Consider the following 22,230-nt stretch of genomic DNA (forward strand, 5'->3'; position numbering starts at 1 on the left):
TCCACCCCTTCCCTTCATAGCACCCAGGGCATAACAGGATAGCGATAAAGATCTTTGACGGAATACCTCTGCAGGCATGACCGTAGAGCCATGACCGCTACCCTCCAAGAACCGCCGATAACCAAACAGCCCAGACGTGTTGACGGCCGGGTGTTCCGGATCACGGCGACGGTGCACACCGTCCTCGCGTACGGGCAGCCGGCCTTCGCCGGCGTCTATCTGTCCGGGGACATCGGCGGCCTGAACTGGCACGCCGGCGGGGCGGACGCGGTGTTCTCGCTCGGCCTGCTGCAAGCCGTCGTGGCCGGCTTCGCCGCGCGGCGGATGCGCCGCTGGTGGCCCTTCGCCGTATCGATGCTGCTGCTGGCCGCCGAGTCCGTGCAGTACCTGGCGGGGATGAAGGGCCTGCTGTGGCTGCACATCCCGCTTGGCGTCATGCTCATCGCCGGGCTGACCGTGCTGGCCGCCGCGCTCTGGGTGCGGCCGCTGCCGGAGCGGGTCGTGCCGTCGGCGGGTGAGCTCGATGACTGAGCAGTGGAGCCGGCGTCGGGTGCTCGCCGTCGGCAGCGCGCTGGGGGCGGCCACGGCCGGCGGCGTTGCGCTGTCCGGCGCGATGGCCAACCACCCGGCGACCACCGGCAATCAGCTGCGCAGCGGCGTACCGCTGCCGAAGCCGTACACCGTGCCGCTGCCGATCCCACCCGTGCTCAAGCCGACAAGCACCGCCGGCGGCACCGATCGCTACGAGATAAGCCAGCACCGGGTGTCGGCGGAGATCCTGCCCGGCGTGCGCACCACGCTGTGGACGTACCACGGCAGCTTCCCGGGCCCGACGATCGAGGGGCGCCGCGGGCGGCCCGTCACCATCAGGCACCGCAACGAGCTGCCGGTGCCGACCGTGGTGCACCTTCACGGCGGGCACACCCCGGCCGCCTCCGACGGCTACCCCACCGACCTGGTCCTCCCGAAGGGCTGGCCGGACCCGGCAGCGGAGCACGGCGACCACCACGGCGACCACCACAGCGGCGGGCACGGCGGTGGGCAAGACGGGCACCAGATGTCCGACTCCCGCGCGGTGACCAGCAAGCTCACCCGCGAGTACACCTTTCCGCACGACCAGCGCGCCACCATGCTCTGGTACCACGATCACCGCATGGACTTCACCGCCCCGGCGATCTGGCGGGGCCTGGCCGGGATGCACCTCATCCGTGACGACATCGAAGACGCCCTGGACCTGCCGCGCGGCGAGCGCGAGCTGCCGCTGATGATCGCCGACCGGGCGTTCGCGGCGGACGGCTCCCTGGACTACCCCTCCCTGGACCCTGACCTGCTCTCCCGGCCCGGCGTGGAAGGGCGGTACGCGGCCGGGGTACTGGGCGACGTGATCCTGGTCAACGGCGCCCCCTGGCCCGTGCACGAGGTCGACGCCGCCCGCTACCGGCTGCGGCTGCTCAACGCCTCCAACGCCCGACACTACGAGTTGGAGGCGCTCACCGACGACGGCCGCCTCCTGCACCTGCACCAGATCGGCGCCGACCAGGGCCTGCTCTCCCGCCCCGTCACCCACACCCGGCTGCCGCTGGCGCCGGCCGAACGCTATGACGTCATCGTCGACTTCGCCAACGTACGCCCCGGCACCCGGGTGCGCCTGCTCAACCGCCTCGGCAGCGGCCGCACCCGCGAGGTCATGGCCTTCCGAGTGGCCCGCCGTGCCCGCAAGGACGACGGCCGCATCCCCGCGAAGCTCGCCGACGACCTGCCCGCGTGGCGCCGCTCGCAGGCGACCGAGGTCCGCGAATTCGCCTTCAAGTCCGGCCGGATGCAGCACGGCCGCGGCTGGCTCATCGGCGGCCGGGCCTTCGACCCCGCGCGTACGGACGTCCGCACCCGGCTCGGCACCGTGGAGCTGTGGCGCCTGGTCGCCGACGTCCACCATCCGGTGCATCTGCACCTGGTCGGCTTCAAGGTGCTGTCCCGCGGCCGCGGCGGTCCGCTGCCGCACGACGCGGGCCTGAAGGACACCATCTCGCTCCGCCCGGGCGAATCGGCCGAAATCCTCACCCGCTTCGACGGCTACCGCGGCCGGTATCTCTTCCACTGCCACAACGCGGAACACGAAGACATGGGCATGATGGCGAACCTTGAGATCACCTGACCTCACCGGGCGCGGCGGCACCGCGCTGCCCCACCCGGCGGGCCGCCCCGCAGCCGGCCCGAACAACCCGGGCCGGGCTTCGGCCAGCCAACCCCGCTAGTCCTCTGAGTCAGGAATTCTGTTCAGATGTATGAGCTTGGCCTGTGGCACGTACTGGGCGTCCGAAGGCCGATTTGATCCTGTCGGGTGAGGAGCGCGCCGCGCTCGAGGGGTGGGTGCGGCGCCGTTCCACGCCGCAGGCCTGGGCATTGAGATGTCGGATCATCTTGGCCTGCGCTGAGGATGTGTCCAACAAGACGTGGCGGCTCGCCTCGGCTCGACCGCGCATGCGGTAGGCCGCTGACGGGCGAGATTCGTCGAGCACCGGGTCGCCGGTCTGGGTGACATGCCGCGTCCGGGTGGCCCGCGGACGGTGACGGACGAGCAAGTGGCCGCACTGGTCACCAGGACGCTGGAGTCCACCCCGAAGAACGCGACCCACTGGTCGACGCGTTCGATGGCGAAGGAGCTGGGCCTGTCCCAGTCGACCGTGTCCCGGGTCTGGCGGGCCTTCGGCCTGCAGCCGCATCGCTCGGAAACGTTCAAGCTGTCGACGGATCCGTACTTCGTGGACAAGGTCCACGAAGTACGTCTCTACCTGGATCCGCCCGAGCGTGCTCTGGTGTTCTGCGTCGACGAAAAATCGCAGATCCAGGCCCTGGACCGCTCGCGCCCTGCCCTGCCGATGATGCCCGGTGTCCCACAGAGAATGACGCACGACTACGTCCGGGCCGGCACCACCACCCTCTTCGCCGCCCTGGAGGTCGCCACCGGCAAGGTGATCGGCTCCCTGCACCGACGCCACCGGGCCGAGGAGTTCAAGAAGTTCCTCATCAAGCTCGACAAAGAGGCCCCGGACGACCTCGCCGTTCACCTGGTACTCGACAACTACGCCACCCACAAGACACCGGCCATCAAGACGTGGTTGCCGGCCCATCCCTGGTTCCACATGCACTTCACGCCGACCGGATCGTCCTGGCTCAACCTGGTCGAGCGATGGTTCGCCGAGCTGACGAACAAACAGATACGACGAGACGTCCACAAGACCGTCCAAGCCCTGGAACAGGACATCCGAACCTGGATCACGGCATGGAACACCGACCCCAGGCCCTACGTCGGGACCAAAACCGCAGACGAGATCCTCGAACGCCTCGCCGCATATCTAAGGGCTGTCCCTTAATCCCTGGCGGGCGCACGACGACAGCTACGGTGCCTCGCCGCGTTGTCGGAACGCCCGAATACATCTAGTATGCGGACGTCCTTCCGCCTTGCGATGCACCGCATCTGACGCCGCGCGCTGATCCACCAGGGATTACGGGACAGCCCTTGAACAGAATTCCTGACTCAGAAGACTAGTGACCTGAGTCAGAGATTCGCTGGCAGTAGCTGGCGACCTTGTCGAGGATCTCGTCGGCTGTCTTGGTCCAGACGTAGGGCCGTGGGTGGTCGTTCCAGTCCGCAACCCAGGCCCGGATGTCGCGTTCGAGTGCTTGGACGGAACGGTGGACGCCACGCTTGAGTTTCTTCTGCGTGAGCTCGGCGAACCATCGCTCCACCAGGTTCAGCCAGGACGAGCTGGTGGGTGTGAAGTGCAGGTGGAATCGAGGGTGTGCCAGCAACCACTTCTTGACCGCTGGTGTCTTGTGCGTCGCGTAGTTGTCGAGGATCAGGTGCACCTCGAGACCGGCCGGCACTTCCTTGTCGACCTTTGCCAGGAACTTCTTGAACTCAGCTGCCCGATGGCGCCGGTGCAGTGAGCCGATCACTCTGCCCGTTGCCACTTCCAGAGCCGCGAACAGGGTGGTGGTGCCGGCGCGGATGTAGTCGTGGCTTCGGCGTTCGGGGACGCCCGGCATCATCGGCAGCACGGGCTGAGGCCGATCCAGGGCCTGGATCTGCGACTTCTCGCCCACACAGAGGACCAGCGCTCTCTCCGGTGGATCCAGGTAGAGGCCCACGACGTCGCGGACCTTGTCGATGAAGAACGGGTCTGTGGGCAGCTTGAAGGTCTCACACCGGTGCGGCGCGAGCGCGAACGCCCGCCAGATCCAGGAGATCGCCGACTGCGACATGCCCGTGGCGCCCGCCATCGACCGGGTCGACCAGTGGGTGGCGTTCTTCGGCCTGGCCTTGAACCCCCACAGCAGCAGGCCGGCGGTGACGGCCAGCACCACGATGCCGTTGGAGACGGCGAGTCTGTCGCCGCGGCTGTGCAGCTGGCGGGGCAGGTAGCGGCGCTGCGCGAGGATCGATGAGAGCGGGGGGAAACCGTTGAACGCGGTGTTCGCAGCGAGGACCAGAACGAGCGCGGTGGCAGCCTGGATGTAGGAGAAGCCGGCACTTCTCTCCCCGCCGAAGACCGCGGCGGCGATCTGGGCGATGACCGTGCGCTGCTGCTAGGCGGAGCAGTCCTCGCCCAGTCCGGTGAGCCGGCAGGCGTCATCGGCGATATGGACCTCGGAGACGACCGCGAGAGTGGTGACACCGACGAACATGGTGATCGCGATGAGGCCCATCGCGGCCAGGGTGGTCGCCGCGTTGCGCGACTTCGGCTTCCGGAAGGCGGGTACCCCGTTGGAAATCGCCTCCGCGCCGGTCAACGCGGTTCAGCCGTTCGAGAACGCCCGCAGGACCAGCAGCACCAGCGCCACACCGGCCAGCTGTAAGTCGCCCTCCTGCGGCCGGATGCCGTACGAGGCACTCTCGGCGACCGGCGCATCCCCCACCAGGTACCGGAACAGCCCGGTGGCGATCATGATGAGCACGCCACTGATGAACAGGTACGTCGGCGCGGCGAAAGCCCGCCCGGACTCGCGCACCTCCCGCAGGTTCACCGCCGCGAGCAGCACCACGAAGCCCAGGGCCATCGGCACCCGCTGCAGAGATCCTGATCACAGTAGCGAAGGTAGAGCGGCAGCCTGCCGATCAGAAGGACCATCGCCCCGACGCACGTCAGCACTTTGTCTGTGACCTCTGTCAGCGGTTGACTTCGTGGTTCGTCAAGACAAACAGGGCGCGCAGGAGCTGGGGGGCGCGGCCGGGGTCGGCGCGAAGCTTGGTGAGGATCCGCCAATTCTTGAGGTGGGCGAAACTGCGTTCGACTGGTGCACGCCCGATGGCGAGGACTCGTCGCCGACCTGCCGGGCCATAACCGGTCCGGCGGCCTGCCGCACGGCGGCGAGAATACGCTGATAGTCCGGCGGGAGCGCCGGGAACGACTCGGTGGGCTACTGCCGCGGCGGCAGCCGGCCGCCGAACCGGTGCGTACGGCCGTGGAAGCCCGGAGAGAAGTTGCCCATACCTGCGTGTCCGTCCTCGACGTCGGTGCCAGGCCGCGACAGGTCAAGCGCGGTGTCGATGAGGAACTAGGGAGCCCGGCCGCGGCCGCCGGGTCAGCTCTTGAGGAAGTCGAGAAGGTCCTTGTTGAACTTCTCCTTGTCCCCGGGGACGAGGGCGATGCCGTGGGAGCCGCCTTCGTACACCTTGAGCGTGGCGTTGGGGATGATCTTCGCGGACTTGCGGCCCGTCGCGTCGATGGGCACGACCTGGTCGTCGTCGCCGTGCACGACCAGAGTCGGCACGTCGAACTTCTTGAGGTCCTCGTGGAAGTCGGTGGAGGCGAAGGCGTCCACGCAGTCCACACCGCCCTCGATGGTCTGGGCCATCGCCATGTACCAGAACGCGTCCTTGTTGCCCTGCGTGACCTTGTTGCCGTCCCGGTTCGCACCGAAGAACCCGATAGCGGTGTCCTTCCAGAACTGGGACCGTTCCGCCAGGATGCCGTCCTTGATGTTGTCGAACACCGACTGGGGAACGCCCTCGGGGTTGTCCGGGCCCTGCAGCATCAGCGGCGGAACCGCGGAGAGCAGGACAGCGGACTTGACGCGGTCCGTGCCGTGCCGGCCGATGTAGCGGGCCAGCTCGCCGCCGCCCATCGAGTGCGCGACCAGCGTGACGTCCCGCAGGTCGAGCTGGGTGATCAGATCGTGCAGGTCGTCGGCGAACGTGTCGAAGTCGTACCCGTCGTACACCGGAGTCGAGCGGCCGTGGCCCCGGCGGTCGTGGGCGATTCCCCGGAAACCCGCGTCGGCCACGGCCTTCAGCTGGTCCTGCCAGGCGTCACTGTTGAGCGGCCAGCCGTGGATGAAGACCACGGGGCGCCCCCGGCCCCAGTCCTTGTAGAAGATGTCGACACCGTCGCGGGTTGTACAGACCGGCATGCGAACTCCCTCGTACTCGCGCGGCGCCCCCGCCACTGTGTGACCCGCGTGGATGATGGGCTGTTCCAGCCCCGCTGGAGCCGCTGGGCGATTTGCGGCATACAAAGCCCCTCCCTCCCATCCTTCACACGCAGGGGCCTTCCGCATCCCGACGCCGCCGCATCGCTCCGAACAGCTGCGATACAACCCATCCGGGCAGGCGTACACGGGGTGGGGATCCGGCAGAAGCACTGCACCCGGTGACCATCCGCAACGGTCTGGCGTTTCCCAACTACCCCACCGCATGGCAGGACGGGCGGCCATTGGACCCCGAGGCGCCCGGTTACGCCAGGGCGTTGCAGGGCCAGCTCGTCTGGTGGGCCGCCGCCCTGAGCGCGGCACGCGAAGCGACCTCATTCCCGGCCTGACAGGAGTCCTCATGGAGTACAGCAAACTCGCTCCCGCCGCAGTGCGGGGAGACGCCGGTCTGTCGGCCGCGTGCTGGCGGGTGCGGTCGCTCTTGCCGCGTCGCTGGGGGCTGCCCCTGCGACGGTCCCGCCACCGGCGCCCGGCAGTTCCGTCATTACGGTGAAGACGGGCGGTGACCGGACCGGGGACTCGGTCGTCGGCCCGTTGGCCGGTGTAAGGCTGGCCCTGTACGCGGTCGGAGGATGCCGTCGCACCGATCGCTGCGGCATGGGCCCGGTGCACGTCCAATGCCGACGGCGACTGCAGCTTCATCGTGCCGGACACGGAGGACGGCGGTGCGAACGAGGGCGCCCGCTACTACGTCGGTCAGCCCGAGGACGGTGTCCCCGCGGGTTGGTACACCAACACTGCCCTCAGGATCGGGGCGGGGAGCGGGTCCGGCTCGGTGCGTTCGCCGTAACGGTTCCTGACGCCGGCTCTGGAAGAGGGGCAGACCTGCTCCCCCACCAGCGACTTCATGTTCAGCACCGATTATGCGTCCAGTCCGTACGTCGCCTCCGGCGGCATCTGGCAGCAGTCCCGGGCCAATCCGGAACTCCCCGAGCAATGTGGTCTGGACGTCGCCCTGGTCCTGGATCTCTCCGCATCCGTGGGAAGCGCGCTGCCGAACCTGAAGGCGGCTGCGAACGGCTTCACCGACGCGCTGGCCCAGACCCCTTTCCGGATGGCGCTCTTCTCCTTCGACCGCGGCTCCCCAGCACCGGCACGGCCAACCGCCCCGGGCTGATGCCGGTCTCCACGCAGTCCGGCGCCGACGCCTTCAAGAACCTGTACGCCGACTGGACGCTGGGTTCGGGCACCAACTGGGACCAGGGGCTGTACGCGGTGGCCAAGGCCGAACCGCGCTACGACGCGGTCGTCGTCCTCACCGACGGCAACCCCACCTACTGGAACAACCCACGCCAGGGCGACGGCTCGCACACCCACTTCGCCGACGCCGAGGGCGGGATCTTCTCCGCCAACGCGGTCAAGGCCAAGGGCTCTCGCGTCGTCGCCGTGGGCGTCGGCCGAGGCGTTGAGGGAGTGTCCGGACTGAACCTCCGGGCCCTCTCGGGCCCGGAAGCGTTCGACGGGACCAACCCGCTCACCGCTGACTACTACCAGACCGCCGACTTGGCCGGGGCCGGAGCGGCCCTGACCGAACTCGCACTCAGCAACTGCGCCGGAACGCTCTCGGTCGTCAAGCAGATCGTTCCCGAGGACACCACCGGTGAGGACATCACCGGAGCCACCCCTGCAGGTGAGGGCTGGGGGCGGGGTTGGCTCAATCAGTTCCCAACGGGCATCGGACAGGTCACTTTGCGTAGGGCCGCTGTCGAAGAGGGGTGTTTCCGTAGTGCCGAAGGCCGCCACTCCAGCCTGACGATCCGAGCGCAGAGGAAAGGGCTTGGCCATTATGCGGCCGCCCGAACACGACCTGCGTCGGATCATGGATGCCGTCCTCTCCACCCGGACCGGGCTCCCGTGGCGATCCGTCCCCCATGACTTCGCCCCGCGGGAGACCGTCTACGGGTATCTCGCCGCCAGGCAGAAAGGCGTCTTGACCAGCTCAGCGGACTGCTGCAACGGCTGGCCCGGAGGGCCGAGGGCCGAGGGCCGAGGGCCGAGAAGCTGAGGGCCGAGAAGCTGAGCCCAGCGCCTGCGTCCTCGACGCCCAGAGCATCAAGAACTCAGCCAACGTGCCCTCGGCCGACCAGGGCATCGACGCGGGCAAGAAGAACGCGGGCCGCAAACGGCACATCGGCGTCGACACCGTCGGTCTCCTTCCACCGTGCTGGTCACCGCCGCTTAGGTGGGCTGGTCCTGGATGTGACACCGAACGGGTGAACGCCCAGCCTGTATGCCTCCGCCCTGGCCGTCGGGAAGAACCGTGGGCGCCGCCCGACAGGCGTCCTACGGCTCGGCCAGGAAACGCCTGTCGAAACACCGCTCACGCTCTGCCCCGTGGGGTCGAGATCTCTCAGCCCCGCTTAAGGACGGAGCCACCCAATCCTTCATGCCTGACCTGCGTACGCCGAGGATCCGGGGGTAAGCGGAGGACGGCAGGGTCGACGCATGGGGGGCAACTGATGGAACAGACAGCGCGCGGTGAGAACCGGCAGGCGCTACGGGGCGACGTCATCTCGGTGTCCGGGGTGTTCGAGGGCAGTGAGGACATCGCCATTGCCCGCGATCTTGCGTTCAGCTTCCTCACCGACGTGCAGGCCGTGCATGGGCTGCCGGTCTCCGAGCGCGCGATGGGCACGGTACGACTCGTCGTCAGCGAGTTGGTGACCAACGCCCGCAAATACGCGCCCGGCCCCTGCCTCCTGACCCTGGAAGTCGATGGCGGCAGCGCGGTCGAGGTGAGCGTATGGGACAGCAACCCGACGCCGCCGGCGATCCTCCCGCCCGACCCGACCCGGATCGGACAGCACGGCCTGGAGCTCGTCATGGCGCTCGGCCAGAGTTTCGCGGTCCATCGCGAACCCGTGGGCAAACGGATCACCACGGCCATCGTGCTGGCCGACGACCCCGGCGGGAACCTCACCGGCCGTCAGCCGTAACCGCCCGCACCCTCGGTGCGAGTCACTCGTGTGGGGAGCTCGACGGCGGAAACGAGCAAGATCACGGCCTGATCAGCCTGTCCGCGCGGTCGCCGCGAGCAGCTCGCCGTCCAGGCTGAACGCCACCGCGCTCAACCCGACAACCGCTGTCGCGGGTGCGCGCAGGGTTGCGCATCCATTGCTGCGCAACCCTGCTTCGGTTCGTCGCAGATCCTGTCGGCTGCGGCGAAAGGTCCGGCCAGGTTGATGTTTTCGGCCTGGGGACCCTTCTGGCCCTGGGTGACGTCGAACGTCACCGCCTGGCCTTCCTGGAGTTCACGGAAGCCCGATGAGTTGATGGCGGAGTAGTGGGCGAAGACGTCCGGTCCGCCGTCGTCCTGGGCGATGAAGCCGAAGCCCTTCACCGCGTTGAACCACTTCACAGTTCCCGTAGCCATGTGACGTGCCTTCCAGTCGACGGACGCCTCCCGCACCATGCGGGAGGCGGAGATGATCGCCCTGGTTCCTGCGGCACAGCACAGCAAAACGCCCACGCCGGAGGCGTGGGCAAAGGGAACTTCCACACCACGACAGCTGACGCAGACGGTACAGGCCCGCACATGCTGACACCGCAGGAAAGACCCGCCGAGCGGTGGCAGGCGCGCCCCGGTTCAAGCCGCGGCCGTTGGATTCGCTGATTCGGTGGCGCGGCGGTGTTCGGCGTTGATGCGCTGGGCTTCTTCGAGCTGGTCCTCGAGGATGACGATCCGGCAGGCGGCTTCGATGGGGGTGCACTGGTCGACAAGTTCGCGGGCGCGGGCGGCGACGCGCAGTTGGTAGCGGGAGTAGCGGCGGTGGCCTCCCGCGGAGCGGAGCGGGGTGATCAGGCGGGCGTCTCCGAGGGCGCGGAGGAAGCCGGGGGTGGTGCCGAGCATTTCGGCGGCCCGGCCCATGGTGTAGGCGGGGTAGTCGTCGTCGTCGAGACGGCCGCACGAGTCGTCTGCTGTCATTTCACCTCTCTGTGGAACGCGTTGAGGGGCCCGGGTGCCGTACCGGCACCCGGGCCCCGAAGGAACTGCTACACCATCTGCCGGCCCTGATGCTGCACCGGCCTTCTGTGTCCGCAGACCCGACCTGGATGCTGTCGGGGGTGCGGGGATCGCGGCTGCTTGACCGGAGACCACCTCACTATCGATGTCCTGCGGTACCCGGGCTCAAGACATCCGCCCGGGCGATCCTGATGGTGCTCGGCTCCTCCGTTCTTCCCTCTGGATCAATCACTTGCCAAACGGGAACTGCGTACTGCTGTTACTGCGAACTGCTGGTGTTGCGTACTGCTGGTGGCCTGTCACAGCGCCACTTCGGCAGCCAGCCCCGTCGCCCGTCACGTATCTGCTCTGGCTTGGAACCCCACTGCCGAACCTCCCGGTGCGCGCGCCCGCAGCCGACGCCTTCACCGAGGTACTGCTCACTGACTTCGCTGCTGGGTACTGCGGTACTTCTCACGGCGGCCCCTGATCACTGCGGGCCACCCGGTCCGGTCACCAGTCCCGTCGCCGTCCTGCAACCGCTCTGGCTTCGAAACTCCGTCACCGCACCGTCCTGCGAACTGCAACTGCGGGTAGTGCTGCCCGGCAGTTCATCTCTGCCCGGCCCTGCGGTCCTTCTTGGTTACGAGAGAAACCATAACCGCACCACCCCCCAATGTCTACTGCGGCCAACACAGATTTCCGCGCGTTCTACGATGAGGTAATCAACCTCGAACAGCGATACTGAGGGGCGCAGGGGCGGCCCCCGCCGGGCTGAACGCCACCGGCCCCGGCACAAGCACGGACAGACAGAACCGGGCATTGGCGCCCCAGAGACCAAGGCGAACCTGATGGGCCCGATGAGCGTCGAGGTCACAGCCGCCCGCTCCACCGCCGACGCCCGCGAGCTGACCCAGGCCTTCCTCGACGGCCTCGTACGCCCGATCGGAGGTGAGGCTGCCAACACGGTGGTCCTGGTCGCCTCGGCATTCGCCACCAACGCCCTGCGCCACGCCGGCGGCACCTGCACCGTGGACCTGACCGCCCACCGGACAGCATCGAGGTGGCCGTCCACGACCCCAGCCGGCAGGCGCCGCGCACGCGCACCCCCGACCTGAACGGCGGCACCGGAGGCTTCGGCCGGCCCATGGTCAATCGCCTCGCCCGCGCCACCCACGTCACCGCCACGCCCAGCGGGAACCGGCGCCGGTGCTCCAGCCGGGTACGTGTTCCCGGGCGGTGTCCGGCCGGAGCGCAAGGGTGTCAGACGGTGGAGGCCAGCCAGCCGATGGTCTCGGTGGTGTGCTTGCCGTCGCTCTTGGCGTTCCCGGCATAGACCTCGTTCAGACGGATCAGGAACCCGGTGTTGGTCACGTCGTGGATACGGATACCGGGCGTCTCCGGACCGTTGAACGTCTGAGTCAGCGGGAAGACAACGACCTGCGAGCCCTGCGGAAACGGCGAGGGGAAGGTGACCCGGGTGAAGGTCGAGGTGTTGCCCCCGCTCGTCTCGGTCGCATTGTCGGACTTCAGATCGATCTTCCCGGTCTGGATGAAGCTCATCGGTAACTGCCCTTCATAGGTGTGGAATACAGCTCGGCCCGAGCGGCCACCAGGACCATCACCACAAGCTGGGCCATTCATGCCGAAATACCACAAACGAGTGATCGCCTTTCAGTACGAAGGGCGCCGGCCGGGGAGGGCCGGCCATTTCCTGCGTGTCGCTGCCGATGTCGGGCAGCATCACAGGGGTGCTGCCCGACAGCGGGGGGGGGGGGGAAGACTGTGGGGGTCAGCCGGGCAGATCCCCGGTGTAGCGGTAGATGTTCCCGGCGGAGTTGACACCCCACACGGTTCCGTCCGCCGCCGCACCGATGTCCGTCAGCCCCCCGGCAACCTGCACCCAAGGATTTGCGTCGTTGCTGGTGTAGCGGTAGATGTTCCCGCCGGAGTTCACACCCCAGACCGAGGTGCGGGAGCCCGCTGAGATCGCTGTGAGCCCGCCGCTGATCTTCTTCCAGTGGCCACTTTCCTGGTCACCGGTGTAGCGGTAGATGTTCCCGGCGGAGTTGACACCCCACACGGTTCCGTCCGCCGCCGCACCGATGTCCGTCAGCGCGCCGGGGACCTGCACCCAAGGATTGGCGTCGTTGTTGGTGTACCGGTAGATGTTCCCGGCGGAGTTCACACCCCACACGTTCGTCCTCGACCCGGCCGAGATCCGCACGAGCCCGCCACTGATCTTCTTCCAGTGGCCACTTTCCTGGTCACCGGTGTAGCGGTAGATGTTCCCGGCGGAGTTGACACCCCACACGGTTCCGTCCGCCGCCGCACCGATGTCCGTCAGCGCGCCGGGGACCTGCACCCAAGGGCTGGCGTCGTTGTTCGTGTAGCGGTAGATGTTCCCAGCAGAATTCACACCCCACACGTTCGTCCTCGACCCGGCCGAGATCCGCACGAGCCCGCCACTGATCTGCTTCCACTCCGCCATTGCACCGGCTCCTCTCCGTCTGCGATAGCTGCACGAAGAGGCTCCCGCGGCCAAACGGTTCTGCATTCCTCCCCCGATAATCGACATCCACATAATTCTGACCGGAAAACAACGTTTCCGGGATACGCCTTCCGTAAAGGCTGGGCCCCATAGGGCCGGCGGGCCGTCGAAGAGGGCGTGAACCGGGGTCCCTCCGCCGGGTATTCACAGGCCACGCGTTGACACCGCCCAACCCGCCAGACACCTGCCCGGGCGGCGCACCGCACCAGTGGCCACGGTCGACGCCCGTGGGAGCGCCAGCGCCCAGGGCTGTGCACACGCCTTTCCCGGCCTTGGAGAAACGGGGGCACTGATCGCTCACCCAGCCGCACGCCCGACAGCCGAGAGCTGCGCCAAAAGCGTTCCGGCACTGTCTTCTCTCAAAAGGGCTGGACAGGCGGTCGGCTTTTTCGCGCGTCACCGTTCAGGCGATTCGTTCAGGTTGCTACTAGTTCAGCACGGCAAGGAGTCACGGTAGTTGGTGGCCCCGACGCATATCCACAAGACGCCGCCCTGGTCCGACTGGACTACGGCGTCTTGCCGCGCCTGCTCACCGACCGCGCCATCGACGCCCCCATGTCCCGCACCTGACCGGCGGAGGTGAGACCCGCGAGGAGTGGCGGCTGCCCATTCAGCTCAAGGTGACCAAGCTTGACAGAGGAGACGGGTGCGGGTGTGTTGACAGAATGTCAGCGGTGCAGGACTTGACGCGTCCATCGGCGGCGGCGGTCCGTCAGTGGGTAGCGAGGGGGCCGTCCACCAGAGCCCGGAATCCGTCCGGATAGGTGTCTTCAGCGGTCAGCGACGCCCAGCGGTCCGCAACCTGTGACAAGCGGGGATGCTCGCCCGGGTCGAGGTCGGTGAGGACTCGCTCCCGGTAGGTCGCACGGTCGTCGCCCGCGCGGCGCCGGGCCGCTGAAGCACGGACCATGATCTCTCCAGCGGTGTAGTACCAGATCACGCGGTAACCGCGCACGGCCTGCTCGGGAGTCAGTCCGCACTCGGCCAGGCCATCGACGATCTGCTCGACGAACCACAGTGCGGACGTGGACATCAAGTCGTCGGCGGTCAGCACCTCCGTGATCCAAGGGCAGGCGGCAAGCGCCTCGTGGACAGCGGTGGCGGCCACGATGGCCCGCTCGCGAGGGTGGTCGGGCAGTTCGGGCCGGCGCAGGGTCCGGGTGGCGTAGTCGTCCAGCAGGAGGACGAGCAACTCCTCCTTGTCGCGGACGTGGTGGTAGAGCGCCATCGGAGTACTGCCGACCTCCGTGGCCAGCGCGCAGCACGGCGCCGCCTGAGGCACGCCATGGGCAGCTTCACCGAAGAGCAAGACAGCTGACCTGCACAAAGTCATCCCGTTGAGCACGCCAAAGTCTCGGCGTTCTCCACCAACAACGCACACTCGTCGCGCCTCATGCATCGGCGTTGAGCGGGAACATGACGCTCAACCTTGGCAGCCTGCGAGCCGCCTCGATTTCATCCCGAACATTCCAGCGCTGCCCGGCCAGGCCCCGGCTGACCACGTGCTCACCCCGCCGCGTCTCCACAGCCGCATAGAACGCATCCCCACACTCGTCGGGTTCCCCGGTCACAAGCTGATGGGCTTCCAATGCCACATAGCCGAGCGATTCCCATCCGGGCCAGTCATCACCCCAGGTCCTCCAAGTTCGCCCCGCCAGGCGCAGGACCTCAGGAGTGTCAGCCAGAGCATCAGGGTCGAGCACGGCTCGCCCGAAGGCGTCTTTGCCCAGCCCGACCATCCAGAGGCCGAAGTAGCGGAAGTCGTCGTCCGAGCACCGGCCGCCGAAGATCATCTCCGCCGCAGCCACCAGCTCCCAGGTGAAAGCCTGATGGGTCACCTGGTCCAGGCACATCTGGAACTCAACGATCTCCGCCAGTGGCCTGCGCGACAAATCCGAACGAAGGCATGCAAGTCGCGCACCCCTGCCGTCTGCCTGTCGGCGACACATCTCTACAGGTTTCCAGAACTTCTCAAGGTTCACGAAGAGCACCGTCCCAGGCGTCACTGACAACGGACGGGCCCCTGACGCCATCACCACTTCCGCGAAAGCGAGATCGTTTGAGATCGTCACCGGCCCGCAGCCACGAACCATCTGGCACGTATGCAAGTCAGCGTCACGTCAACTGCTGCCTGCGCTGCGACAGGACAGCGAGGTGACTTTCAGGGCAGTTTCCGCCCGGGAAGACGAACGGAGGCGGACCATCACGACAACGGCGCTCTATTCAGCCGTGTGCTCCAGTCGCATCCACCACAGGCAACGATGCTTCACGGACAAACTTCGGCATATTTCTGCCGTGGTGGCGCCCATGCCTAGAGTTTTCGACGGTGACGGATTCGAGTCGGTTGCCCCATCCCTGTTCTTCTACGTGGTGTCCGTTGGGTAGCTCCTTCTCGGACCGACGGCGCGAGCCGTCCGTTCATCACGGATGAACCCAGCGAAGGAGGAACCCATGGATCAGCCGGAGATCGAGCAGGTTACCGAAGAACTTCCCGAGTTCGGCCTCATGATCGACCTCGACGATGACGACTGAGGGACTCGGCTCGTCCGCGTAGCGGCACCAGGGTGCGTGGCGGTTCGTCCGTCACGCACCACCGCGACCGAACCGTGCCGGAGGCCGGAACGTGCTTGTGACCCCTGACGCCGTGGCCGCCCGCCGGGCCGAGGACATCCTCTGGCATGCCACCGACATGGTGTTGCGCAGGGCAGGAGCGGGCGGGTCCGCCCTGCCTCCGCGGCATCCTGCGCGTAAAGCCGCCGCCCATCGGGTCGGCACATACGTGCTGCCTGTGTCCGCACTGCCGGAGCGCACGGCCTCGGCCGATGAGGATCCGGCATTCGTTCCGCAGCCCCGTAGGGTCGTCGGCCGCTGGGCGGTCGACCTCGCAGCCCCGGCACCCCACCTGGCCGCGGCGGTCGAGCGGGCACTCGCCTCGATCCCCCAAAGCCCGGTGACTACAACGGGCACGGAGGGGCCGGGTGCCATCGTCCGGGACTGGGAGCCCGAGCAGGCTGGCGTACTGGCTGAGGCAACCGAGCGGATCGAGCAGGTGTGGCCGGTGATGTCGGACGAACTGCACGAAGGTGTCAGGCAGATCGTCCTGCTGGACGGGCGAGCCATCAACGGATTCACCGACTTCGTCACGCACGGCGCCGTGTTCGTCAACGCTGCCCGGCTGAACGTGGGGCGCGCCGGTCTGCCCGGCTGGGTGCGGCTGGCCGACGCCCTGGTCCACGAGGGCGCCCACACCCGTTGCAACGCAGCAGCCTTCAGCACCCCATTCCTCGTACGCGGCACGGGTCGTGGGCCCTGCGTCATGACCCCGTTGCGGCCGGATCCCCGGCCGTTGACCGGGCTCTTCCAACAGGCGGTCGTCCTGGTCCGCCAGACGATCCTGTACCGGCTGATCCACTGGAAGGCGCCGCTGTCCGATCTCCAGCGGGAGGCTGTGGCCGGCCGCCGAACCCTGCTGCTGGAGAAGGCGTTTCAAGGCGTCGACCTGCTGGGACGCCACCGTGCCGCTCTCACTCCTGATGGTGAGGCCGTGTACGCAGAGGCGGCCGGCCTGCTGGCAGAGGAGGCCGCGTGGAAAGAGGCGCGTGCGGAGCATCTGCCGGAGGGCCGTGCGTGAGCGTCTCCACATCGACAGGCTGGGTCCCGGAGGTATTCGCTCCCTGGCCCCACACGCCTGGCGCGCTGCTGGCCCGCGTCGCCGCCCGGTCGAAGTCCTTCGGCCCGACCGGTGCCAGTGGTGGTGCTCCCGTCCTGATCGGCAGTGCCGCGGGCGATGCGGTAGCCGACGTCCAGCGGCGCGCACGCGGCGAACTGATGGAACGCATGGGCAACGTGCTTGCCGGGCGGGACGTCGAGGCGGAGGCCGAGCAGGCCCGTATACGGCCCCTGTCGGGCAGTGACTGCCGGGTCCGCGCCGGCAGCTGGTCCGAGCTGTGCCGCGACGGCGTCCCCGCTGCCGATCCGGCTGATCCCGCCACCGGCCCCACCAGGCTGGTCCGCGGCCAGACCCCTGCGCGTGAGGTGCGGCAGCTCTGGTGCCGAGGCCAGGCAACGGGGTGCGGTGAGGAAGTCTGGGTACCGGCAGGTGCCGCGTTCCTCCAACACCGCCCACCGCCCGGCTACGCGGCCACCCACCGGGCCGGGTCGACCGGCGTCGCCGCCCACCAGGACCCGGACGCCGCGGCGGCGCACGCAGCCTGGGAGATCCTGGAACGGGATCTAGTACGCCGCAGCTGGTACGCCCCGCTCTGTTGTCCCCCCACCGCTTTCGACGCCCGCGGCGCCCTGCCGCCCGGGGCAGGCGAACTGCGCAACCTGCTCAACCGCGAGAGCCTTCAAGCCGTCGCGCTCGCGCTCCCCTCCCCGGCCGGGGCCACTGCCGTCGCCGTCTGCGTCCACGAGCCCGGACGCATACATCAGACCTTCGGAGCCCGCTGCGGCCCGGCTCACGACCTTGCGGAGACGGTGGCACGGGCCTGCTGGGAGGCGCTGATGATCCGTTGGAGCATGACCGCCCCGGTGGCCCACCGCGCCTGGGACCGCCTGTCGCGCACCAGCGTGCCGCGCACCGGGCTGGATCACGCGCTGTGGACCTTCCACGCCCAGGACGCGCTCACGCGCTGGGCAGGGCCCGACACCCCCCTCCCTTGTTACCCTGTCCCGGCCCCGCGGCCTGCCCGGGAAGCGAACCCAGTCGTTCTGCTCGCCGCGCTCACCGGGCGCGAAGTGATCTCCGTCGACCACTGTGCGGGCCCCCCGGCGGACGAGGGCCTGGCCGTCGTCCGGCTCATCGCCTCAGGAACGTCCCCTTTGCCGGCCCACCCTGTACCCGGGGTGCCTCCCCACCCTTTCGGCTGAGCACCCAAGCGCGCCTTGCCGGTAGGGCACAACGCTTCCGGGCCGGCCACGACCACTGCTGATCGCTGCGACCACCCCTGCACCAGGAGGACCTCCTCATGTCCGCGCTCCCCCACGACAGCTCACCATCCCCCTCCTACACCACATCGTTCGCCGGACGGTACGACGACTGGTTCGCCGCGTCGAACACCGACTCCACCGTCGGCTTCCTGGCCGCCCTCGCCAAGGAGGGCCCGCCCGGCCCTCTGCTCGAACTCGGCAGCGGCACGGGCCGGGTAGCCCTGCCGCTGGCCGAGCTGGGCCTCACCATCGAGGGGATCGACGCTTCCCCCGAGATGACCGCCCAACTGCAGACCAAGCCCGGAGCCAGCGCGGTCCGGGTGACTCTCGGCGACTTCTCCGCGCCCCTGGACCCTGCGGACGAGGGGCGGTACGCACTCGTGTACGCCGCCGGCGGCACCTTCGCCGAACTCGACACCCAAGAGGCCCAGCGCCGGTGTCTCGCCTCCGCCGCCCGGCGCCTGAAGCCCGGCGGACGACTCGTACTCGACGCCCATCTGCCCGAGGCCCTCGCCACCCGCGGCAACGGCACACAGCCGGTGGACACACCCGGCGAGGGCTTCGTACTCCGCACCCGCACCCTGCGCCCCGCCAGCCAGCAGTACACCTCCGACTACGCGATCCTCGACGACGGCCGCATGCGCCACGTTCGTGTCTCATTCCGCTACTTCACCCCCGGCGAACTCGACCTGCTGGCGGAACTGGCGGGCCTGCGGCTCGTCCGGCGTACCGGTGGCTGGTCAGGACGGCCACTGACCGACTCCAGTACCCACCACGTCTCCGTATACGAGCTGCCCCTCGACCGGCGCCGGCAGGGCGCACCGTTCCGGGTCCGGTAGAGACTTCAGATTTTTCCGAACCGGCGGTTGGTGGCGCGGCCGGGTCCTGCGATGAGCGAGCAACTGCCCAGCGGCGGAATTGAGTTGTCACCGGACGAGAGCGGAGCCCTCCAGTCCAGGTGGTCATCCTGCTGGACCCCGAGTGAGGTCGCTCAGCGGTTGGCCGGGCTCATCACGCCCTGGTACGTGGCCGCGGGCTGGGCGCTGGACCTGTTCCGCGGCAGGCAGACGCGCGCGCACGGAGACATCGAGATCGCGATTCCGGCCGCGAGCTTTCCCGAGGTCCGCGACCGCTTCCCCGGATACGTCTTCGACGCGGCGGGCAGCGGCCGGATCTGGGAGGACGCCACACCGGAGGTGCTGGCCGCAGTACATCAGACATGGCTGCGCGATCCAGCCACCGGCGACTACCTGCTCGACGTGTTCCGGGAACCGCACGACGGTGACACCTGGATCTGCCGACGCGATGAGGGGATCCGGCTTCCCTACAGCGACATCATCCTCCACACCCAGGACGGCATCCCGTATCTGGCGCCCGAACTGGTCCTGCTGTTCAAGGCCAAGCACGCACGCCGGAAGGATCAAGCAGACTTCGACGCGACTGTCCCGCATATGACCTCGGCTCAGCGTGAGACCTTGACCGAGCTACTCGCCCGCGCACATCCGGGGCATCCCTGGCTTGCGGATCTTCAGCCCCTACTTCGTGCGGTTTCGGACTGAAGCGCACAAGCTGGAAGAGGTCCTCGGTGCTGGTTACTGGTGGACTCTCGTATCAGCTGTCGTCGATCCCCCGAGGAGCCCAGCCTGTTGGTGATCGTTTGTGATCGCCAGCGGCGTATCGGCTCCATGTCCCGCCGGTCTCGCCGTCGTGCACCGTTCACTTCGTGCGCCTGTTGCATGCGCCTGGGCCGGATCCTCGGCCGGCCGGTACTCCAGAATCATGACTGAGCGCCGTCGCTATCCAAGCGACCTCTCCGAGGCCCGATGGGAGCTGGTCGAGCCGGTCCTGACCGCCTGGCGGTCCGAGCGCCGCGGCCGCGGCCTGGACATCGGCAGGCCACCGAATCATGACCTGCGCAGTCTTCTTGACGCGGTCCTGGACGTGAACCGCACCGTTATCCCGTGGCGCTATCTGCCGCACGACTACCCGCACTGGAACACCGTCTACACCTACTTCGCCCGCTGGCAGGAAGAAGGCGTCTTCGACCAGCTCAACAGCCTCCTCCGGCGCCAAGTCCGCGGGCAGTAAAGCCGGGGTGACGAACCGACCGCCTGCGTCATCGACTCCTGGAGCATCAAGACCTCCACCAACGTCCCCGCCATCGGGCAAGGCATCGACGCGGGCAAGAAGATCGTCGGCCGCAAGCGGTGCATCGTCATCGACACCGTCGGACTTCTCCTCGGAGTGCTGGTCACCGCGGCCAGCGTGCAGCACTCGGCCGCCGGCCGAACCCTCATCGAATGGATCGCCACCGAGCATCCCACCGTCCGCACAGCCTGGGTCGACGGCCGCTACCGCCAGCACCTCGTCGAGCACGCCGCCACGCTCGGCATTGACGTGCACATCGTCCGCCGCGACCCCACCACCAGGGGCTTTGCCGTTCTGCCCCGCCGCTGGACCGTCGAGCGGACCCTGGGATGGCCCATGAACCACCGACGCCTGGCCCGTGACTACGAAGCACACCCACACCGGTCCGAAGCCATGATCCACCTCGCGATGATCAACCTTATGACCCGCAGACTCACCGCAGAATCCACCCCAACATGGCGCGGCGCATGAACCATCTACAACCGCGCAATCCAGGATGAAACAACGGGACGAAACACCCTCTCAGGTCCCGTGGCCCGTGAACGCATCAGTAGCAGCGTCAAAAGGCAGGCGATGATCGGCCGGCGCTTCCATCTGACGTACACGATCCAGGGCGTGAGCGAGGGCGCCATACCATCCGCCCCCGACCAGCACGGTGTGCGGGCCGTCGACTCCGTACTCGAAGGCGGGAAGCGAAGTCATCGCGAAGACTGAGTCGCACTCGCCGCCGAGCGGTGACGAGCGTCGTTCATCACGAAGTCCCAGCGCTGGGGATGACTGCTGTCGGGCAGGACGCGGGCAACGGCGGGAAGCATGTCGGGCGCGGTGAGGAGCACGTTGACGAAGATCTCCGGGAGCCCGGTGACGGCGTAGCAGCCGGCCGGGTCGGTGTGGGTCCGTACCAGATGTCGTCCCCGCCCGTCGGTGATGGTGACCATCGCGCCGGCGACCGTCGTCCCGTCCGCCCCGGTGACCTGGCCGTGGAGCGTGGGCACCTCGCCCCGCGCTCCGCCGTTCCGCACCGGATGCGGCAACGGCGCCTCGATGGCGGGGTCCTCGATCGTCGCCTCTTCCTCGGCCTCGAGGGCTGCCGACTCCTGCCCGCCCGCCTCGGCCGCGGCCTTCTTGCGGTTCTGTCGCAGTGCGCCGAAGACTGTCAGGGCGACTCCGACCGCGAGCCAGACCAGGAGGACGATCGTGGGCCTGAGCAGACCCGTTCCATCGAAGTAGAACAAGCCGTGCGCCGCGTCGATGAAGTTGCCCAACGGCATGACCGGATGCAGCCAACGGAAGAACCCGGGCACCATCTGATAGGGAATGGCCCCACCGCTTGACGGGATGCTGAGGAGCACGAAGAGGGTGATCGCGACTCCGGGAATGTAGTGCCGGACGAAGGGCACCAGACCGTAGACGGTCCACGCGACGGCCTGAGTGAGGACGAACCCGTACACCATGGCCAAGGGCTGATGCGGAATGATGTCCAGTCCGAGGGCCACGAAGTAGCCGACGACACTGGCCACTGCGCCTGTGGCCGTGATCGTGGTGAGCTTCTCCCGGCGGCTGAGCGAGGTGGCGCGCATCAACATCATCACGGCGATGTACGGGACGATGTTCCACACCATCGCCAGGTAGAACAGGCTGGTGCCCGTCACATCCCCGCCGGCGGTCGGAGAGAGGTCCACTGTCCTCAGATCGGCGCCCTGCTTCTCGGCGATCGGCGTGAAGACAGAGTTGACGGTCGACTCGAGCATCATGCCGTTGCTCTTCGCAACGTAGAGCGTGGCGTGGTCCCCCTCGACGGAGAACGCTGCCGACGCGTCACGATTCTCCACCTGGTCCCGCGCTTCGTCCGCGTCCTTCACCGGCATGATGTCGAACGCGCCCGGCGCCTCGTCCTCCAGTCCCGCCTGGATCTGTGCCGCCGCGACCGGACCGGAAACGGCGACCTTGACGTCGTGGGGCTCCGGAGCGTGGAACGGGATCATGTAGCAGACGATGAACCCGATGAAGAAGAGCGCGGGGAACCACAAGCTCTCGGCCAGGGTCTTCACCTTTTTCGGTTGAAGAACGGACGGCTGCTCCTCCGACATATACCAGGCTCCTTCACTCACGTCAGTTACTTAACTTAAGTAAGCATACTCCATCGACCGCCCCCGGCCGGGTT

General features: G+C 67.8%; 18 protein-coding genes and 6 pseudogenes. 13 read left to right on the plus strand and 11 right to left on the minus strand.

Going from position 1 to position 22,230, the window contains the following annotated elements; genetic code table 11:
- Positions 1-90 precede the first annotated feature (90 nt).
- The 3 genes and pseudogenes from ABZ565_RS03680 (at position 91) to ABZ565_RS03690 (ending at position 3,374) form a co-directional block, all read left to right on the plus strand.
- A complete protein-coding gene (locus tag ABZ565_RS03680) occupies positions 91-531 on the plus strand; it encodes a hypothetical protein (RefSeq protein ID WP_361020091.1) in 441 nt (146 codons plus the stop codon).
- Positions 524-2,155: a multicopper oxidase domain-containing protein gene (locus tag ABZ565_RS03685; protein ID WP_361020093.1), complete on the plus strand. Its 1,632-nt coding sequence runs from the start codon at positions 524-526 to the stop codon at positions 2,153-2,155. The genes ABZ565_RS03680 and ABZ565_RS03685 overlap by 8 nt, the downstream gene beginning before the upstream one ends.
- 143 nt (positions 2,156-2,298) lie before the next feature.
- Positions 2,299-3,374, plus strand: a pseudogene (locus ABZ565_RS03690) (IS630 family transposase).
- 172 nt (positions 3,375-3,546) lie between these two features.
- On the opposite strand, the pseudogene ABZ565_RS03695 reads toward ABZ565_RS03690, so the two are convergent.
- The 4 genes and pseudogenes from ABZ565_RS03695 to ABZ565_RS03710 all read right to left on the minus strand — a co-directional run.
- Positions 3,547-4,422 (minus strand): annotated as a pseudogene (locus ABZ565_RS03695) (IS630 family transposase); the annotation flags it as partial.
- 168 nt (positions 4,423-4,590) lie between these two features.
- Complete coding sequence (locus tag ABZ565_RS03700) at positions 4,591-4,794, minus strand: hypothetical protein (protein WP_361020095.1); 204 nt, start codon at positions 4,792-4,794, stop codon at positions 4,591-4,593.
- Between the two features lie 6 nt (positions 4,795-4,800).
- Complete coding sequence (locus ABZ565_RS03705; RefSeq protein WP_361020097.1) at positions 4,801-5,067, minus strand: hypothetical protein; 267 nt, start codon at positions 5,065-5,067, stop codon at positions 4,801-4,803.
- Positions 5,068-5,586: 519 nt separating this feature from the next.
- On the minus strand, positions 5,587-6,414 hold the full coding sequence (locus ABZ565_RS03710) for an alpha/beta hydrolase (RefSeq protein WP_361020098.1): 828 nt from the start codon (positions 6,412-6,414) through the stop codon (positions 5,587-5,589).
- Positions 6,415-6,653: 239 nt separating this feature from the next.
- Between ABZ565_RS03710 and ABZ565_RS03715 the strand changes: the two genes are divergently transcribed.
- The 4 genes and pseudogenes from ABZ565_RS03715 (at position 6,654) to ABZ565_RS03730 (ending at position 9,428) form a co-directional block, all read left to right on the plus strand.
- On the plus strand, positions 6,654-6,821 hold the full coding sequence (locus tag ABZ565_RS03715; RefSeq protein ID WP_361020100.1) for a hypothetical protein: 168 nt from the start codon (positions 6,654-6,656) through the stop codon (positions 6,819-6,821).
- A 518-nt stretch (positions 6,822-7,339) separates the two neighbouring features.
- Positions 7,340-7,609, plus strand: coding sequence for a hypothetical protein (locus tag ABZ565_RS03720; RefSeq protein ID WP_361020102.1), 270 nt, complete (start codon positions 7,340-7,342; stop codon positions 7,607-7,609).
- Between the two features lie 609 nt (positions 7,610-8,218).
- A pseudogene (locus ABZ565_RS03725) lies at positions 8,219-8,671 on the plus strand (transposase); the annotation flags it as partial.
- A 280-nt stretch (positions 8,672-8,951) separates the two neighbouring features.
- The gene (locus tag ABZ565_RS03730) at positions 8,952-9,428 is read left to right on the plus strand and encodes an ATP-binding protein (RefSeq protein WP_361020104.1); all 477 of its coding nucleotides are present in this window, start codon (positions 8,952-8,954) and stop codon (positions 9,426-9,428) included.
- 236 nt (positions 9,429-9,664) lie between these two features.
- On the opposite strand, the pseudogene ABZ565_RS03735 reads toward ABZ565_RS03730, so the two are convergent.
- Both ABZ565_RS03735 and ABZ565_RS03740 read right to left on the minus strand, forming a co-directional pair.
- Positions 9,665-9,865, minus strand: a pseudogene (locus tag ABZ565_RS03735) (cold-shock protein); the annotation flags it as partial.
- A 213-nt stretch (positions 9,866-10,078) separates the two neighbouring features.
- Complete coding sequence (locus ABZ565_RS03740) at positions 10,079-10,417, minus strand: MerR family transcriptional regulator (RefSeq protein ID WP_361020106.1); 339 nt, start codon at positions 10,415-10,417, stop codon at positions 10,079-10,081.
- Positions 10,418-11,286: 869 nt separating this feature from the next.
- On the opposite strand from ABZ565_RS03740, the pseudogene ABZ565_RS03745 reads away from it, so the two are divergent.
- Positions 11,287-11,618, plus strand: a pseudogene (locus ABZ565_RS03745) (ATP-binding protein); the annotation flags it as partial.
- Positions 11,619-11,698: 80 nt separating this feature from the next.
- Here the strand turns inward: ABZ565_RS03745 and ABZ565_RS03750 are convergent.
- The 4 genes from ABZ565_RS03750 to ABZ565_RS03765 form a co-directional block, all read right to left on the minus strand.
- Complete coding sequence (locus ABZ565_RS03750; RefSeq protein ID WP_361020108.1) at positions 11,699-11,998, minus strand: hypothetical protein; 300 nt, start codon at positions 11,996-11,998, stop codon at positions 11,699-11,701.
- 229 nt (positions 11,999-12,227) lie between these two features.
- Positions 12,228-12,926, minus strand: coding sequence for a tectonin domain-containing protein (locus tag ABZ565_RS03755; RefSeq protein ID WP_361020110.1), 699 nt, complete (start codon positions 12,924-12,926; stop codon positions 12,228-12,230).
- A gap of 772 nt (positions 12,927-13,698) precedes the next feature.
- Complete coding sequence (locus ABZ565_RS03760; protein WP_361020623.1) at positions 13,699-14,214, minus strand: TetR/AcrR family transcriptional regulator C-terminal domain-containing protein; 516 nt, start codon at positions 14,212-14,214, stop codon at positions 13,699-13,701.
- A gap of 163 nt (positions 14,215-14,377) precedes the next feature.
- Positions 14,378-14,968 (minus strand): DUF4240 domain-containing protein, encoded by a 591-nt coding sequence (locus ABZ565_RS03765; protein ID WP_361020111.1) that lies wholly within the window; start codon positions 14,966-14,968, stop codon positions 14,378-14,380.
- 806 nt (positions 14,969-15,774) lie between these two features.
- Between ABZ565_RS03765 and ABZ565_RS03770 the strand changes: the two genes are divergently transcribed.
- From ABZ565_RS03770 to ABZ565_RS03790, 5 genes and pseudogenes are all read left to right on the plus strand, one after another.
- On the plus strand, positions 15,775-16,617 hold the full coding sequence (locus tag ABZ565_RS03770) for an HEXXH motif-containing putative peptide modification protein (RefSeq protein ID WP_361020113.1): 843 nt from the start codon (positions 15,775-15,777) through the stop codon (positions 16,615-16,617).
- Complete coding sequence (locus tag ABZ565_RS03775; RefSeq protein WP_361020115.1) at positions 16,614-17,858, plus strand: YcaO-like family protein; 1,245 nt, start codon at positions 16,614-16,616, stop codon at positions 17,856-17,858. The genes ABZ565_RS03770 and ABZ565_RS03775 overlap by 4 nt, the downstream gene beginning before the upstream one ends.
- 98 nt (positions 17,859-17,956) lie before the next feature.
- Positions 17,957-18,757 (plus strand): class I SAM-dependent methyltransferase, encoded by an 801-nt coding sequence (locus ABZ565_RS03780; RefSeq protein ID WP_361020117.1) that lies wholly within the window; start codon positions 17,957-17,959, stop codon positions 18,755-18,757.
- Positions 18,758-18,808: 51 nt separating this feature from the next.
- Positions 18,809-19,477, plus strand: coding sequence for a hypothetical protein (locus tag ABZ565_RS03785; protein ID WP_361020119.1), 669 nt, complete (start codon positions 18,809-18,811; stop codon positions 19,475-19,477).
- Between the two features lie 220 nt (positions 19,478-19,697).
- A pseudogene (locus ABZ565_RS03790) lies at positions 19,698-20,537 on the plus strand (IS5 family transposase).
- Positions 20,538-20,764: 227 nt separating this feature from the next.
- On the opposite strand, the gene ABZ565_RS03795 reads toward ABZ565_RS03790, so the two are convergent.
- Positions 20,765-22,156, minus strand: a complete 1,392-nt coding sequence (locus ABZ565_RS03795; RefSeq protein WP_361020121.1) for a carboxypeptidase regulatory-like domain-containing protein — start codon at positions 22,154-22,156, stop codon at positions 20,765-20,767.
- Positions 22,157-22,230: the final 74 nt, after the last annotated feature.

Origin of the sequence: Streptomyces sp. NPDC016469 (assembly GCF_040632905.1) — a bacterium.
GTDB lineage: Bacteria > Actinomycetota > Actinomycetes > Streptomycetales > Streptomycetaceae > Streptomyces.